The following is a 16,331-nucleotide window of genomic DNA, read 5'->3' as shown; positions in this document are numbered from 1 at the left end:
CGTACAGGCTTCAGGAAGAGACCATGCAATCAGTGTTGTTACCAGGTGCCAGCAGTAACCGTTTCATCCTGTCTTTGTGCATGCTCCTTCTGACGAGCCTTTTCGCTGGTTGTGTGACCACAACTGACAGTCGTTTCGCCCGCGAAGAAGACAAGGACGAAGCTGTCGAAAACTATGTTCAGCTAGCCACTGCCTACCTTTCCCAGGGTAATTATGACCGGGCGAGGAAGCACCTCGAAAGGGCGCTGAACCTGAGCCCCGGTAACCCGCCAGCGCTTGCCACCAAGGGTTTGCTCATGCAGACCGAAGGCGAACCCGAGTTGGCGGAAGACGCCTACCGCAAGGCTTTGCGCAGTGATGGTGGATACACCAGGGGCCGCATCTTTTACGGTGCGTTTCTGTATCGTGAGGAGCGATTCAAGGAGGCCCAGGAGCAGTTTCGCCTGGCATCCCGTGATACCGGGTACGGCGACCGCGCCTCGGTTTTCTACAACCTGGGCCGGGCGAGCGAGCGTATGGGCGAGCTGAATGGCGCGGTAACGGCTTACCGCCGGGCGCTGGAGCTTGGGCGCAACGACCCCCGCTGGTTATTGGCGCTGTCCAGGGCACTGGTGGAAACTGGTGACTACGCGGCTGCCTCTCGCCATTTCAGTCGATTGACCGACATGGTTCAGCGCAGTCCACAGCTCAGCCATACTCCGGAAAGCCTGCTGGTGGGTATTCGTATCGCCCGCTATTTCCAGAACTACGACGAGGAGTCCAGCCTCGCGTTGCTTTTGCGAAACCGCTACCCGGATTCTGAGGAATACAGACAATACAAGGTGTTAACGGCCGATGACAACGGATAACGGCACCCAGGACCGCCCCCAGCCCAGCGCCGGTGAGCGTCTGCGCAAGGCCCGTGAAGCCGCCGGACTAACCGTCAACGAGGTGGCAGATCGTCAACATCTGCGCCCGGCGGTCATCACAGCAATCGAGAACGGTGACTACCGCAAGATTGACAGCGAGCTATTCCTGAAAGGGTACGTGCGCGCCTATGCGACACAGGTCGGCGTTGACCCGGAAAGTGTTATTCGCCAGCTCGACCAGGAACTCGAGCCCCTGCGTGAAGAACAGAAGAAGAGGGTCGAAGCCAACCCGCTGGTCGATATACAGCGCCGCAAACGCCGTAAGCGCCAGATTGCCCGCATTGCGGTTTTACTGGCCATACTGGTGGGCATTTTCTATGCAGGGTCGCTGTATCTGGCCCGCCAGCAGGCGGACACCACGGTGGCCCCGTCCGGATCAGCTGAAACCATGTCGGAAGAGGAGGGCGCTTCAGCTCCCCCGGAAGAGTCCAACGTGGATGCGAACGAAACCCCGGACGGAGGTGCGCCATTATCGCAGGCTGGTCCTGAACAGGTGTCGCCTGATGACAGCGTCCCTGCAACCAGTGACATTCCCGGTGCAAATGAATCCATGGGCGATACTGAAACCATGGAGCAGGCCCGGGGCACAGGGACAGGGTCAGATGGTTCGGCCGGCACCGGTGACGCCAGTTCCGGGACAGGGGTGGTGGAACCCGCCACTGACTCCGACGTGGCGGCGCCGTCGGAAGGGGTTACCGACCCTGCGATTCGTTCACAGCCCCTGGAGGAACCTGCCAGTCAGCAGGATGTTGCCCGGGAAGGGCAGCTGCTGGTGGAGTTTTCCGGAGATTGCTGGATCGAAGTAAAGGACCGCTCCGGGCGAACCCTGGAAGCCTCGCTGCGATCCGCTGGTGATACACTGGAGCTGACGGGGCAGGCGCCCCTGACAGTCGTTCTGGGTGCGGTGAGTGGCGTTGAATCTATAAGTTACAGTGGCGAAACGGTGAACCTGGCCGATCGCCAGGTAAGGAACAACCGGCTGGTACTGAACCTGCCGTAACCGGGCACTGTATACCGGTGCTTTTGCGGTATCGCCCCAGCTAAGATTTCATTCTCCACATCGGTTTGGCCGTTTATGAAACTCGAGTCTCCCATCAAAAGACGTAAATCCCGCCAGATCCACGTTGGCAACGTACCTGTGGGTGGTGATGCCCCCATTGCGGTACAGAGCATGACCAACACGGAAACCTGTGACGTGGAAGCCACGGTTGCCCAGATCGAGGCACTGCAACAGGCCGGTGCTGACATTGTCAGGGTTTCCGTACCCTCCATGGATGCCGCCGAGGCCTTTGGCAAGATTCGCCAACGAGTGACCCTGCCGCTGGTGGCAGATATTCACTTTGACCACAAGATTGCCCTGCGTGTTGCCGAGCTGGGTGTCGACTGCCTGCGGATCAATCCGGGCAATATCGGCCGGGAAGACAGGGTCAGCGCGGTGATTGAAGCCGCCCGGGACCGGGGCATTCCCATGCGGATCGGTGTGAATGCCGGTTCCCTGGAGAAGAGCCTGCAACGAAAGTATGGTGAGCCCACCGCCGATGCGCTGGTCGAGTCAGCCATGCGTCATATCGATATACTCGACCGCTATGACTTCCAGGACTTCAAGGTCAGCCTGAAAGCATCAGAAGTGTTCATGACGGTGGATGCCTACCGCAAGATTGCCAGTCAGATCGAGCAGCCTCTTCACCTGGGTATCACCGAGGCCGGTGGCTTTCGTTCCGGCACGGTGAAGTCGTCTATCGGCCTGGGCATGCTGCTAATGGACGGCATCGGGGACACGATCCGGGTATCCCTGGCAGCGGACCCGGTTCAGGAAATCAAGGTGGGCTTCGATATCCTCAAGAGCCTGCGCCTGCGCAGTCACGGTATAAACTTCGTGGCCTGCCCGAGCTGCTCCCGCCAGAACTTTGATGTAATCCAGACCATGAATGACCTGGAAGCACGGCTGGAAGATGTCAATGTTCCGCTGGACGTGGCCATTATCGGGTGCATCGTCAACGGTCCGGGCGAAGCCAAGGTCGCGGACCTGGGGCTGACAGGGGGGTCACCGAAAAACCTGTTCTACGCTGCTGGCAAACCCAACCAGAAACTGGACAATGCCAACCTCACAGATGACCTGGAACGGCTGATCCGGGAAGAAGTCGCCCGGCGCCGGGAACAGGAAGAATCGATTATTGCGAAGTCCGGCCAGTAAGTCGCCCGGGCTTCTATCCAACAGAAAAAGGTTTTACTTTGGCTAAGATTCAGGCAATCCGCGGGATGAACGATATCCTGCCCGAGCAAACCCCCGTCTGGCAGTATCTTGAGTCCAGGGTGCGCGGGGTATTGCAGTCCTACGGCTACCAGGAAATCCGCATGCCGGTAGTAGAGCATACCGAATTGTTCCGGCGCTCTATTGGTGAGGTCACCGACATTGTCGAGAAGGAAATGTACACCTTTGATGATCGCAACGGTGACAGCCTGACCCTGAGGCCTGAAGGCACTGCTGGCTGTGTACGTGCCGCCGAAGAGCATGGACTGTTGTTCAACCAGACTCGCCGCCTGTGGTACACGGGGCCAATGTTCCGGCACGAGCGCCCCCAGAAGGGACGCTATCGCCAGTTTCACCAGATTGGTGTGGAATGTTTCGGTATGGAAGGCCCGGATATCGACGCCGAGCTACTGATCCTTACCGCCCGTCTCTGGCAGACGTTGGGACTGCAGGAGCACGCCCGGCTCGAGATCAACAGTATCGGTACCGCAGAAGCCCGGGCTGAATACCGCCAGGCATTAGTCGATTACCTGGGAGATTACCGGTCCGACCTGGACCCGGACAGCCAGCGCCGGTTGTTGACCAACCCGCTGCGTATCCTGGACTCGAAGAACACCGAGACCCAGCGCATCCTGGAGAACGCGCCGTCACTGGACGATTTCCTCGACGATGAGTCCCGCGATCATTTCGAGCAGCTTACCGCCATGCTCGATGCAGCTGGCGTTCCCTATGCGGTCAACAACCGCCTGGTGAGAGGCCTGGACTACTACGGCAAGACGGTCTTCGAATGGGTAACCGACAGCCTGGGCGCCCAGGGAACTATCTGTGCCGGGGGCCGTTACGATGGCCTGGTAGAGCAGCTGGGTGGCCGGCCCACCACGGCGGTAGGCTTTGCCATGGGTATGGAGCGCCTGATCCTCTTGCTTGAAACGCTCGAGCTGGTACCAGACAGCGTCAACAATGCCGCAGATGTCTATGTGACGGCGATGGGGGAGTCTGCGGTTACCGCAGCCTTCCGCGTCAGCGAGGCGGTTCGCTCGGCCCTGCCGGGGCGCACTGTCGTGACCCACTGCGGTGGCGGCAGCTTCAAGAGTCAGATGAAAAAGGCGGATCGCAGCGGTGCCAGGGTAGCGATTATTCTTGGCGAGAACGAGGTCCGTGACGGCACTGCCGGTGTCAAGTACCTTCGCGAAGATCGTGACCAGGAGCAGGTTTCGCTGGAACAGGTTGGTAACCATATTGCCAGCCAGTTTGCTGACGCCTGATCCCGGCGCTTACAGCATCGAATCAATCATAATCAGAACCGGAAAGGACAGTCAGGAGTCACCATGGCCGAAATGCGGACCGAAGAAGAACAGATCGAAGCCATCAAGCAATGGTGGAAGAAAAACGGCGCCTCCCTGCTGATCGGCATAGCCCTGGCCCTGGCCATCGTGTTTGGCTGGCAGGCCTGGCAGAACCACCAGGCCAACAAGCAGGCCCAGGCGGCCTCTGATTTCGGACAATTGATGCAGCAGGCGACAGAGGCCTCCTCGGATGAAGACTTTGAATCCGTTGCCTACCTGGCCAACCAGGTGCGGGATGAGCACAGTGATACGGCCTACGCCGTTTACGCGATGCTGATTCTGGCCAATCAGCAGATGATGGCTGACAACGATCCCGCAGCGGCGGCTGAGTCGCTGCAGTGGGCACTGGACCAGTCCGGTAGTGAAGCTCTGTCCCTGGTGGTGCGTACCCGCCTGGCCCGGGCGCAATACGGTGCCGGTGAGTATGAGGCAGCGTTGAGTACGGTGCGGGGCGCCGGGAATGCCGGTCAGTTTGAAGGGCTTTTGGCTGAACTGGAGGGGGACATTCTGCTGGCCAGTGGCGACCAGGCTGGCGCCGAGAAAGCCTACCTGAAAGCCCGGGATGCCGGGGGAGACGGTGGCATCGGCCTGCTGCGACAGAAGCTGGCGAGCCTGGGTATCGGAGGTGATGTGTGATGGGGCTATCCCGTTGCCTCAGGTCCCTGGGTATACCCCTGGCAATTGCCGGCATGGTGTCCGTCATGGTCGGATGCAGTTCCTCCGAGAATCTGGAGAAGCCGGATCCCGTCCCCAGTGTGGTTTCTTCAGTGGCCCTGAAAGAGCAGTGGTCCCTGAGTGTGGGTGATGGCCATGATGGTGAGTACCTGCAACTGGCACCAGTCATTGTTGGTGGTAGTCTCTATGCAGTATCAGCGGATGGCGAGCTGCTGGCCGTCGGTCCCGCCACGGGAGATGTGCGCTGGCGCCGGGACCTGGATGAGCGCATCATGGCCGGCGTTGGCGGTGACAGCCGGAATCTCTACGTAGTAAACGCCAATGCAGAACTCATTGCCCTTGACCGGCGAGAGGCCGGGGAAAACTGGCGCTTGCGCCTCCCGAACGAGGTGCTTGCTCCACCGCAGTCCAACGGTAACCTGGTGTTGGCCCAGACCATCGATGGTAAGGTCGTGGCCGCAGATGCCAGTACTGGCGAGCAACTCTGGCAATATGATGCCCCGGCACCGGCACTGTCGATTCGGGCTACCGCCTCACCTGTAGTCGGTGGAGAACTGGCCCTGGTTTCCCTGGCTAACGGTCGCCTGGTAGCGCTGGCGCTGGAGACTGGTCAACCGGTCTGGCAGTACATCGTGGGCGAGCCCACCGGTCGTACCGAGCTGGAGCGCCTGGTCGATGTGACAGCCGAACCTCTGGTTGTGGAAGGCGCAGCACTGGTCGCCGGCTACCAGGGTAAGCTGGCGTTGGTTGACCTGCGCAATGGCAACGAGATCTGGAGTCGCCCGACGTCTACCTTTCACAGTCCGGCACTGGGGCCTGAGCGGGTCTTTGTGGTCCGTGATAACGGTGACGTAACAGGCCTGGATGCCCGCAGCCTTGACGAAGTGTGGAACCAGGATGCCCTGTCCTGGCGCCGGTTGTCGGCTCCTGCGGTGATCGGAGACCAGGTGGTGGTTGGTGATTACGAAGGTTACCTGCACCTTCTGTCCCAGGAGAATGGCCAGTTCCAGGGCCAGATTGAGTTCGATGACGAGGGCATCCGCTCACCGATGCTCCGCTGGGAGGACCGCCTGGTTGTCTACGGTAACGGTGGTCGCCTCGCAGTTTTTACCCTTGAGGATCGCAACTGAGTCGCTAGTGTGCGCCCGGATATATCCGGGCGCACACTAGCGGTCTTGTTCGACGGACCGGCTCCGGATCGTTATCCTTTAACTCTTGGCATTTAACCCCAGGCAATCCTTAATGACCCCGGTAATCGCTCTGGTGGGCCGCCCCAACGTAGGCAAGTCCACCCTGTTCAATCAGATGACCCGCTCCCGCGATGCGTTGGTGGCGGACTTCCCGGGCCTGACCCGCGATCGCAAGTATGGTGATGGCAACTATGAGGGTCGTAGCTTCATTGTCATTGATACCGGGGGCCTTACCGGTGATGAGGCCGGACTGGATGCCGAAATGGCCCGGCAGTCCATGCAGGCGGTGGAAGAAGCGGACATCGTGCTGTTCCTGGTGGACGGCCGCTCCGGCCTGACGGCCGGGGATGAAATGATAGCCGACCATCTGCGTCGTTCCGGCAAGCCGGCTCACCTGGTGGTGAACAAGACCGATGGCCAGGACCCGGATGTGGCAGCGGCGGATTTTTACGCCCTAGGCTTCGAGTCCGTCTATCAGATCGCGGCAGCCCATAACCGCGGTATCCGTTCCATGCTGGAACTCCTCCTTGATGAGGTTGCCGAGGAGGAAGAAGATCGCGCGGACAAATATCCCGGTATACGTATTGGTGTCGTCGGTCGTCCCAACGTGGGCAAGTCAACCCTGGTCAACCGTCTGTTGGGGGAGGAGCGCGTTGTCGTCTACGACATGCCGGGCACCACCCGTGATAGCGTGTATATCCCCTATGAGCGACAGGGCCAGGAATACACCCTGATTGATACCGCAGGGGTGCGGCGGCGCAAGAATGTCCGGGAAGTGGTGGAGAAGTTCTCCATTATCAAGACCCTCAAGGCCATCGAAGACGCGCATGTAGTGATCCTGGTCATTGATGCCAGGGAAGGATTGGTCGACCAGGACTTACACCTGATCGGATTTGTGCTGGACGCCGGTCGTTCACTGGTCATCGCGGTGAACAAGTGGGACGGCATGGACCCGGAAGAGCGCGACCGGGTAAAAGAGCAGGTCAGGCGCCGCCTGGACTTCCTGGACTATGCTGACAAGCGCTATATCTCGGCACTGCATGGCTCGGGTGTCGGGTTGCTGTATGACTCCATTGGTGACTGCTACGAGTCTGCCATGGCCAAGTGGTCCACCAACCGGCTTACCGCCATTCTGCAGGACGCCGTGTCCCAGCATCAGCCGCCCATGGTCCGGGGGCGCCGGATAAAGCTTCGCTATGCACACCAGGGCGGTTCAAACCCACCCGTGGTAGTGGTCCACGGTAACCAGACGGATGCCCTGCCGGGCGCCTACAAGCGCTACCTGGAGAATACCTTCCGCAAGGTGCTGAAGGTCAACGGTTCGCCCATCCGCTTTGAATTCCGTTCCGGGGAAAATCCCTTTGCGGACAAGGTGGACCGTCGTACACCCCGCCAGAAGGTCAAGCAGGATAACGATCTCAAGAAAGGCCGCAGAATCAACAAGACCCGCATGAAAAGCAAGAAAAAGGGCTGAGCCGAACCCAGCCCTTGTCCTCCCTTATTCGGCAGCCTCGGCCTGGGCTGCCTGTACTGCTGTCAGTGCAATGGTAAACACGATGTCGTCCACCAGGGCGCCCCTGGACAGGTCGTTCACCGGCTTGCGCAGGCCCTGCAGCATGGGGCCGATGCTCACCACGTTGGCGCTGCGTTGTACCGCCTTGTAGGTCGTATTGCCGGTATTCAGGTCCGGGAAGATAAACACCGTGGCCTTGCCGGCTACCGGGCTGTCCGGTGCCTTGCTCTTGCCCACATCGGCGATCGCGGCGGCGTCATATTGCAGCGGGCCATCGATCACCAGGTCCGGGCGTCGCTCCCGGGCAATGCGGGTTGCTTCCCGAACCTTTACCACGTCTTCGCCACTGCCGGAGGTTCCGGTACTGTAACTGATCATCGCCACGACAGGTTCGACGCCGAACGCCCTGGCTGAGTCAGCGCTCTGGATAGCAATATCCGCCAGTTCCTCCGCATTCGGATCCGGGTTGATCGCACAGTCGCCGTAGACCAGGACCTGCTCCGGCAACAGCATGAAGAACACCGATGAAACCACCTTGGCATGGTCTGCCGTCTTGATCAGTTGCAGCGCCGGCCGCACGGTGTTGGCTGTGGTGTGGATGGCGCCGGAAACCAGTCCGTCCGCTTCGTCCAGCGCGATCATCATGGTGCCCAGCACGACGTTGTCTTCCAGCATGGCCTCTGCCATGTCAGGGGCGAGCCCCTTGTGCTCACGAAGTTTTACCATGGGCTCTACGTAGCGTCCCCGGACATCAGCGGGGTTAATGATTTCCAGCTCCTCTGGCAAGGTCAGCCCCTGGGACTCGGCAACGGCTTCGATTTCTTCCCGCTCGCCAATCAGAATGCAGTGGGCCAGTTCTCGCTGGGTGCAGATAATGGCTGCCTGCACGGTGCGGGGTTCACTGCCTTCTGGCAATACAATCCGTTTACCCGCTTCACGGGCCAGGCGCGAAAGCTGGTAGCGGAACGCCGGTGGTGACAGCCGACGCAGCCGCTCGACCTTGAGATGCTGCTGCAACCAGTCTGCGTCCATGCGGGAGGCCACGGCTTCCATCACTTTCTCGATGCGGTCTGGGTCGTCCGCCGGTACGGCACCGGGCAGGTTTGCCAGCTGGTGGGCGGTTTCATAGGTATTGGTATCTGCCATTAACACCGGCAGTCCGGTCGCCAGTGCACGGCGGCACAGGTCAATGGTACGTCGATCCGGCATCAGGCCACCGGTGAGCAGCAGCCCGGCCAGTGGCACACCGTTCAGCGCCGCCACGGCGGTCGCCACAAGGATGTCTTCCCGGTCGCCGGGAGTAACCATCAGGGTTCCCGGGCGCAGGGTGTCGATCATGTTGGGAATGGTTCTGGCGCATACGGAAACCTTCTGTACCCGGCGGGTATCGAGGTCACCTTCGTGGAGGATTTCTGCCGGCAGGTCCCGGGCGATATCCGACATACGGGGTGCGAGCAGGTCCGGCTGCCAGGGGATGGTGGCCAGCAGGCGCAGCCGGCCTGAACTCAGTATCCGGCATTGTTCCTCGTAATCCAGCCTCTCTTCTGGTGCCTGCTGATTAAAGGTGGGCAGGAAGCCGGTTTGCTCCGGCTTGCCGACCTTGTTCAGGACGACGCCAATGACGTCAGGATCTTCCGGGTCGGCAAACAGGCGGGATGAGAAATCCAGCCAGTCATCAAGCTCCTGGCAGCTCCGGCCATTAGGACTGCACACCAGGATGACGTCCGAGCCAAGGTTGCGGGCCATTTCCACGTTCATACGTGCGGTGTAGGCCTCGCTGCGATCCGGGACCAGGCCTTCAACGATCACCACGTCCACGTCGCGGGCTACCTGCTGGAACCGGCCAACCATGTCTTCCATAAACTCGTCGGTCTTGCCCCTGTTAAGGAGGTTCTGTGCCTCTTTCAGGGGGATTGGTGTTGGCGGATTCAGGTCGGAGCGGGCCCGGACAAAGGGGACCGAGAAATCATCCTGTGAGTCCGCACCGGCAGAGCGGGTTGGCTGACTCACGGGTTTATAGAACCCCACGCGGACACCGACCCGATCCAGGGCGCGGAGCAGGCCCAGGCATACCGAAGTCAGGCCGCTGTCCAGTTCTGTGGGTGCGATAAAGAGACTCTTTGCCATTGGGGTTTCCTTCGTTAGTGCCGGTTTGTTCGTGGATTGGCGTGCACCTGAACCAGGGCCCTGGCTTCGCGGGCAATCATGGCTTCCTCGCGTGTTGGAATAACCAATACCGGGAAACGGCTGCTCGCTGCTTCGATGTGGCCGTCCAGCTGACTGCCGTGGTTTTCGTTGGCCTCAGGGTCGATAAGGAAGCCCGGCAGGGTGAGGTGCTCCAGGGTGCGGGCGCGGACGTGGGTGCTGTTCTCGCCGATCCCGCCGGTGAAGACAAGGGCGTCCAGCTGATCCAGTGACACCATCATGGCGCCGATATAGCGGGCGAGGCGGAAACAGAACACTTCAAAGGCGTCCCGGCAATGTTCATTGCCTTCTCTGGCAGCGCTGACCAGGTTACGCATGTCGCTGGTTTGGCCGGAGATGCCCAGCAGTCCGCTCTCCCGGTTAAGGATGCGGTGTGTTTCCTCTGCCGGCACGCCCTTGACGGCCATGAACTCGAACAGGCCAGGATCGATATCTCCGCTGCGGGTGCCCATAACAAGCCCTTCCAGGGGCGTTAGCCCCATGCTGGTGTCGACACTCAGCCCATTCCGAATGGCAGTAATGCTGCATCCGTTACCCAGGTGGGCAGAAATGATGGATGTCTGCTCCAGTGGTTTACCCAGTCGGCGCGCTGCCTCCTCGGCCATGTAGTGGTGGCTGGTACCGTGGAAACCGTAACGCCGTACCCCGTAATCCTCGTAGAAACGCCGGGGCAGGGCATACAGCCAGGCATGGCGCGGCAGTGTCTGATGGAAAGCGGTGTCGAATACCGCTACCTGGGGTACCTCCGGGAAGAGTTCCCGGGCGGCCTGGATGCCTTCCAGGTTGACCGGGTTGTGGAGAGGGGCCAGGTCAGCACAGGCTTCGATCGCCCGTATAGCATCGTCATCCAGCAGTGCTGCCTCCTGGAAGGTTTCGCCGCCGTGTACCACCCGGTGGCCAATGGCGGAGGGTTGCCCATTCAGGTAACCGCTTTCCTGCAGCCAGTGAATGGACGCACTGAGGGCTTCCTGGTGGTTGGCGTTTTCGGGCAGGGTGACCGGCTGTGTTTGGTCTGGAACCAGCCTTGCGCCCCGCTGGCCGAGTCGTTCGGCAAGGGCGCTGACCAGCGCAGTACCTTGGGAATCGAATACCGCGATCTTTACGGAGGAACTGCCGCAGTTTATGACCAGTATCTGATCATCCATGGGTAACGGGGTCCTTGGGTTGATGGGTTTAGTGATCCCGGAGCCAGGCCAGGAAGTCCGATTCCGGCCCCGGTCGCCTGAACAGGTAGCCCTGGGCATGGTCGCACCGGTGGTCGCGCAGGAAGTCATGCTGGGCTTCTTCTTCCACGCCTTCGGCGACCACGGTGAGGTTGAGGCTGTGGGCCATGTTGATAATAGCGCGCACCAGGGACGCATTGTCCTCTGATACCATCACGTCTGCGATGAAGGTCTTGTCGATCTTGAGCGTATCAAAGGGGTAACTCTTCAGGTAACTGAGAGCGGAGAACCCGGTGCCAAAGTCATCCACTGACAGGCGAATGCCGGCCTGGTCGAGTTCCCGGAGGATGGTAGCGGTTTCGATACTGTTGTCCAGTATCAGGCGCTCGGTGATTTCCAGCTCTACGCGGTGCGGGGGCATATCGCAGGCGGCGAGGATCTGGAGTGTGGACTGGACGAATTCGGGGTCCCGGAACTGGCGAGGGGACACGTTCACCGCGATCCGCAGTTCGCGCCCGGTCACTTCCTGCCAGTGCCGGGCGGCCAGGCAGGCCTGCTCCAGAACCCAGCGACCAATCGGGATGATCATGCCGGTCTCTTCGGCCAGGGGGATAAACCGGTCGGGCATCACCAGTCCCATTACCGGGCTGTTCCATCGCAACAGTGCTTCGGCGCCGGTGACCTGGCCGGTGGCGGTCTCGATGATGGGCTGGAACCAGAGCTCGAACTCGTCCAGTTCCTGGGCCCGCCGCATCCGCGATTCCATCTGCAGGCGTTCGTGGGACACTTCCTTCATCTCTGGTGCGAATCGCTCCCAGGCACTCTTGCCCTTGTGCTTGGCCTCATACATTGCCGCATCCGCATTCTGCAGCAGGGTGCCCGTGTTGTCGCAATCCGTGGGGTAGATGGCGATGCCGATACTCGTGGTTACGAAGACTTCCTGTCCACCCAGGATGAAAGGTGCACTGAAACCGGCGAGGATACGGTCGGCGACCTGCTCGGCATCGCTGGCATCTCTGAGGCCAGGGAGCAGCACCAGGAATTCATCGCCGCCCAGGCGGGCAACGGTACTGGTGCCGCGCAGGCTGGCCGAGACTCTGTGGGCGGCGTCCACCAGCAGGGTGTCGCCGGCGTCGTGGCCGAGGGTGTCATTGATGTGCTTGAAGTTATCCAGGTCGAGAAACATCACGCCTACCAGGGTTTTTTCCCGCTGGGCCTGGGCGAGGGCGAGTTTCAGGCGGTCAAGGGCCAGCATTCTATTGGGTAATCCGGTAAGAATGTCGTAGTTGGCCTGGCGCAGAAGCTGCTGCTCGTAGCGCTTGCGGATGGAAATATCCTCGCCGACCACCAGGAAGTTCGTAACCAGCCCTTCCGGGTCCTTGATGGAAGTGACAACGATCTGCTCCCAGAACCTGTCACCGTTTCGGCGTGCGCTGTTTACCTCCCCCTGCCAGACGCCTACGCGCTGTACCTGCAGCCGGATAGACTGCCATAGCTGTTGGGTACTGCGGGTGTTCCGGCCCCCCAGAGCCAGGTCTCCTGGACGCTGTCCCAGCACTTGGTCAGCAGGATAGCCCGTGAGCTGACTGAACTTCTGGTTAACGAATTCAATCCGCCATTGGCGGTCACAAATCATGACCGAGGAGGGGCTCTGTTCGACCGCCATGGATAATTTGCGGATTTCGGACTCGTCCCGCTTGCGGCGCTCCAGGTCCTGGGCAAGTCGTTCCCGCATCTGGTTAATGGCGTCCGTGACCTGGCTGAGCTCGTCGCCACGGTGTCGATGAACGTATGAGCGGTCAAGGCGCAGGGGAGCGTCCAGGTTGTCCAGGGAAAAGTCCCTTGCGTAGGTGGCCATTCTGGTGAGGTGGCGTATCACCACCTGGCGGAGTATCCACACGATCGCGATGGCAAGCAGGAACGTCTTGAAGAACTGGGTAGTAACGATGACCCAGACACTGTCCCACAGGTCAGCGTAGCTTCGCTCCAGTGAAGCGGTAATGGACAGCTCGCCAAGTTGGCTCTCGGGAGTACCCTGATGCTGAATCTCGAAACTGTACTGCCGGGTAGCGGTGCCATTCTCCGGCAGTTCGCCGAGTACCAACTCGGAATCCGGGTAGATTCGCAGGCGCAGGTGCACAATGTCAGGCAACGACAGTATGCCCTCAAGCTGGATTTGCAGCAGGTTCTGGTCCAGGGCCCACAGGCTCCGGGACAGGCTGGACCGGTAACTGGTCTCGATGACCTTGAGCCGGTCGTCAATGACAGTCACGTCCTTGCGGAAATCTGTGTAGATTTGCAGGCCCGAGGCAATCAGGCTGAACGCGGTGCTGAACAGCAGGATATAGGCAAGCAAACGGAACGACAGGGGCGAGCCGCGGCGAAACTGCTGGAAACGCGAAATCAATCTGGCCATCCCGTTTGTCTTTATTGCTTCCCGGGTGAAAAAATCCTGAAACCTGTCAGATCCCTATATGACCTGTCGCAGTGACCCGTGTTCCGGCTGATACCTCCACTGCTGTAAGACCAGGCCTGACAAACTAAGCAGGCAAGACACTGACGGGTCTAGCGCAATTGCAAGCGCTTGCGGAAACTATAGCAGCCCGTTGCCTTCAATGGGTGCCCGTATTGGATGGAAATTTCCCGAAAAAACTTGGACAGCCCGTGAGTGCCCTCTTGATGCACGTCAATATCACCTGGTCGGCGCAGGCGTAATCTGAAATCAGACAATGAATGAGCCTGAACTTCACGGGAGGTAATACCATGTATATGGATGCTGTGGTAATCGCAGGTGTGGGAACTGTACTGCTGATGGTCGGCTTTATGGCTGCCGTAGGCTATTTCGTAATGCGGGATGCCAAGAACAAGAAGCCAAGGTGAGAGAGGGGAGTTCTCACAATATCCAGAAAGAGTGGCGTCCCCTAGGGGGTTCGAACCCCTGTTGCCGCCGTGAAAGGGCGGAGTCCTAGGCCACTAGACGAAGGGGACGCATTTCTCGAAAACCTTGCCTCGTCGAGGTGGCGCGTATATTAAGAATGCGCGTTGCGAGTGTCAACTGTTGCCTGTAAAAAAATTTCCCCGGATGGCCGGTGAGTCTTATCCGGGTTTGCCAACAGCCTCACGGAGCGCTGCATCCAGGTCCGGGTAAAGAAATTCGAAACCTTCCGTTTGCAGGCGTTCGGGCAGGGCCTTCTGACCTGTCAGCAGTAATTGGGACATCTCTCCGAGCGCAAGTTTCAGTACGGTAGCCGGCACCGGGAACAGGGCGGGTCGTCCCAGTACGTCTGCCAGGGTGCGAGTGAACGCCCGGTTGCTGACCGGGTTCGGGCTAACCACGTTATAAGCACCTGCTGCGCTGTCCGTTTCCACCATCCATTGGATGGCCCTTACCACATCCTGTCGGTGCACCCAGGGCATATACTGCTCACCTGAGCCGATGCGGCCGCCGAGGCCCAGACGGAACGGCAGCAGCATTCTGTCCAGAAACCCGCCATCACGGCCAACGACGACACCGGTTCTGGAGTAACAGACTCGCACGCCCTTGTCCGACAACGGTGACGCGGCATGTTCCCAGTCTGCGCAGAGCCGGTGGCTGAACTCATCCTTCGGCGTCGTGGTTTCAGTGACAGGCTGCCCTCCCTGGGCGCCGTAATAACCAACCGCTGAGCCGGATACCATCACCTCCGGCAGTCGTTCGCAGCTAAGGAGGCCCGTGACCAGCTCACGCGTAAGGGCGATGCGGCTGTCTCGCAGGGACTGTTTGCGAGCTTCGGACCAGCGCTTCTCTGCAATGCCTTCACCAGCCAGGTTGATGACTACGTCATAACCGGGGCCCCCGTTTATTGCAGAAAGCTCGCTAATCGGGGTGACCCGCCCACACAGGGCCTGAACGGCCTCTGGCTTTTGTCGGCTAAGTACGTCTACCTTATAGCCGGCCCGAAGAAGCTCCGGGGAGAGTACTTGCCCGATAAAACCGGTGCCACCGGTCAGCAATACCGACTTGTCAGCCATCAGACGCCTCCAGGGTGTCTCTCACGATGTCTTTCAGCGCTTGCCCCAGTCGTGGGTCTTCGCCAATCGGTGGCAGCAGCGTGATCGCTACTCCGAGCTGCTCCCGGTAACCCGCGAGCATGGCAGGAACATCCTTGCGCAGGTGGCGGCCGGCGGCGAGGAATAGCGGTACCACGCGGATATCGGTTATCCCCTCCGCCGCGGCTTGCTGCACCTCTGCTTCCAGGGAGGGTTCAGCCAGCTCCATGTAAGCCACCCTGGCCTGGGGCAGGCTTTCCAGGGTTGGCCGGGCGAGGGCTTCGAAGGTCTCGCACCAGCGGCGATCGCTGCTGCCATGGGCGAGTAACAGAATCCGTGTCCTGTCAGTCATGGGCCGGGCTCCTTTGGTGGTGTACGGAATCAGTGTATAACTGCGCATTCCTGACTGCGAAATTGAACAGCCGGAGACATTATGTTCGCTTGGCATGAACTTCTGGATTTCTGGTTTGGGCCACTGGATCAATATGGCTTGCCAGATAAGGCCCACCGTGAGCGCTGGTTCCGTTCATCCAGGGCCTTCGACCAGGAAATCCGACGTCGCTTTATATCCATGGTGCTGTTTGCATCGGAGAACGGACTGGATCACTGGCGTCGGGAGCCTGGTGGCCGGCTTGCTGAAATCCTCCTTCTGGACCAGTTTACCCGACATATACACCGTGGTGGCGAACTGGCGTTTTCCAATGACCGGCAGGCTATTGCGTTGTGCATTGAGGGGCTGGAGGAGGGCGCCGACACCAGGTTGGTGTCGATTCAGAGAGCGTTCTTCTACATGCCGCTTCAGCACTCAGAGAAGTTGACGCACCAGGAGCGTTCAGTTGCCCTTTATGAGCAGCTCGCTGCACAGGAGGACGGACCATTGGGGGCCTTCCTGGCCAGTTTCCTTGAGTCTGCCCGGGACCACCGTTCGGTAATCGAGCGGTTCGGTCGCTTCCCCCACCGCAACCGGCCATTGAAGAGGCGCTCAACGCCGGAAGAAGAAGCCTACCTCGGAGGCGGGGGCAAGACCTACGGTCAGGGTTGAGGGCGTCCT

At 59.9% G+C, this 16,331-nt stretch carries 14 protein-coding genes and 1 tRNA gene; 9 read left to right on the top strand and 6 right to left on the bottom strand.

From position 1 onward, the window contains the following. Positions 1-23 precede the first annotated feature (23 nt). From pilW to der, 7 genes are all read left to right on the top strand, one after another. Positions 24-848, top strand: coding sequence for a type IV pilus biogenesis/stability protein PilW (gene pilW, locus MLC59_RS03325; protein ID WP_248230794.1), 825 nt, complete (start codon positions 24-26; stop codon positions 846-848). Beyond that, a complete protein-coding gene (locus MLC59_RS03320; protein ID WP_248230792.1) occupies positions 835-1,908 on the top strand; it encodes a RodZ domain-containing protein in 1,074 nt (357 codons plus the stop codon). The genes pilW and MLC59_RS03320 overlap by 14 nt, the downstream gene beginning before the upstream one ends. Positions 1,909-1,983: 75 nt before the next feature. Then, entirely contained in the window at positions 1,984-3,102 is a 1,119-nt protein-coding gene (gene ispG / locus MLC59_RS03315; RefSeq protein WP_248230790.1) for a flavodoxin-dependent (E)-4-hydroxy-3-methylbut-2-enyl-diphosphate synthase, read from the top strand. Between the two features lie 38 nt (positions 3,103-3,140). Further along, positions 3,141-4,424 carry a histidine--tRNA ligase gene (hisS, locus tag MLC59_RS03310; RefSeq protein ID WP_248230789.1) on the top strand — a complete coding sequence of 428 codons (1,284 nt, stop codon included), beginning with the start codon at positions 3,141-3,143 and terminating at the stop codon, positions 4,422-4,424. A 63-nt stretch (positions 4,425-4,487) separates the two neighbouring features. Continuing rightward, positions 4,488-5,141: a YfgM family protein gene (locus MLC59_RS03305; RefSeq protein ID WP_248230788.1), complete on the top strand. Its 654-nt coding sequence runs from the start codon at positions 4,488-4,490 to the stop codon at positions 5,139-5,141. Beyond that, positions 5,141-6,310, top strand: a complete 1,170-nt coding sequence (gene bamB, locus MLC59_RS03300) for an outer membrane protein assembly factor BamB (RefSeq protein ID WP_248230787.1) — start codon at positions 5,141-5,143, stop codon at positions 6,308-6,310. Before MLC59_RS03305 ends, bamB begins: the two co-directional genes overlap by 1 nt. 112 nt (positions 6,311-6,422) lie before the next feature. After that, positions 6,423-7,844, top strand: a complete 1,422-nt coding sequence (gene der, locus MLC59_RS03295) for a ribosome biogenesis GTPase Der (RefSeq protein ID WP_248230783.1) — start codon at positions 6,423-6,425, stop codon at positions 7,842-7,844. Positions 7,845-7,868: 24 nt separating this feature from the next. Here the strand turns inward: der and pta are convergent, their stop codons facing one another. The 3 genes from pta to MLC59_RS03280 are packed head-to-tail and all read right to left on the bottom strand — an operon-like array spanning position 7,869 to position 13,667. After that, positions 7,869-10,010 (bottom strand): phosphate acetyltransferase, encoded by a 2,142-nt coding sequence (gene pta / locus MLC59_RS03290; protein WP_248230781.1) that lies wholly within the window; start codon positions 10,008-10,010, stop codon positions 7,869-7,871. A gap of 14 nt (positions 10,011-10,024) precedes the next feature. Next, on the bottom strand, positions 10,025-11,233 hold the full coding sequence (locus MLC59_RS03285) for an acetate/propionate family kinase (RefSeq protein ID WP_248230779.1): 1,209 nt from the start codon (positions 11,231-11,233) through the stop codon (positions 10,025-10,027). Positions 11,234-11,261: 28 nt separating this feature from the next. Then, the gene (locus tag MLC59_RS03280) at positions 11,262-13,667 is read right to left on the bottom strand and encodes a bifunctional diguanylate cyclase/phosphodiesterase (RefSeq protein WP_248230777.1); all 2,406 of its coding nucleotides are present in this window, start codon (positions 13,665-13,667) and stop codon (positions 11,262-11,264) included. Between the two features lie 347 nt (positions 13,668-14,014). Between MLC59_RS03280 and ccoM the strand changes: the two genes are divergently transcribed. After that, entirely contained in the window at positions 14,015-14,131 is a 117-nt protein-coding gene (gene ccoM, locus MLC59_RS19895; protein ID WP_282450823.1) for a cytochrome c oxidase subunit CcoM, read from the top strand. A gap of 32 nt (positions 14,132-14,163) precedes the next feature. On the opposite strand, the gene MLC59_RS03275 is transcribed toward ccoM, so the two are convergent. From MLC59_RS03275 to MLC59_RS03265, 3 genes are all read right to left on the bottom strand, one after another. Then, positions 14,164-14,239 (bottom strand) — tRNA-Glu (locus MLC59_RS03275). A gap of 108 nt (positions 14,240-14,347) precedes the next feature. Beyond that, positions 14,348-15,262 carry a TIGR01777 family oxidoreductase gene (locus MLC59_RS03270; protein ID WP_248230776.1) on the bottom strand — a complete coding sequence of 305 codons (915 nt, stop codon included), beginning with the start codon at positions 15,260-15,262 and terminating at the stop codon, positions 14,348-14,350. Next, positions 15,255-15,632 (bottom strand): sirohydrochlorin chelatase, encoded by a 378-nt coding sequence (locus tag MLC59_RS03265; protein ID WP_248230775.1) that lies wholly within the window; start codon positions 15,630-15,632, stop codon positions 15,255-15,257. The genes MLC59_RS03270 and MLC59_RS03265 overlap by 8 nt, the downstream gene beginning before the upstream one ends. Positions 15,633-15,713: 81 nt before the next feature. On the opposite strand from MLC59_RS03265, the gene MLC59_RS03260 reads away from it, so the two are divergent. Beyond that, a complete protein-coding gene (locus MLC59_RS03260; RefSeq protein WP_248230774.1) occupies positions 15,714-16,322 on the top strand; it encodes a DUF924 family protein in 609 nt (202 codons plus the stop codon). The last annotated feature ends 9 nt before the right edge of the window (positions 16,323-16,331 follow it).

Origin of the sequence: Marinobacter bryozoorum (assembly GCF_023156245.1) — a bacterium.
Lineage (GTDB): Bacteria > Pseudomonadota > Gammaproteobacteria > Pseudomonadales > Oleiphilaceae > Marinobacter > Marinobacter bryozoorum.
Note: the sequence above shows the minus strand (reverse complement) of the source record. Positions and strands in the feature narration are given on the sequence as shown.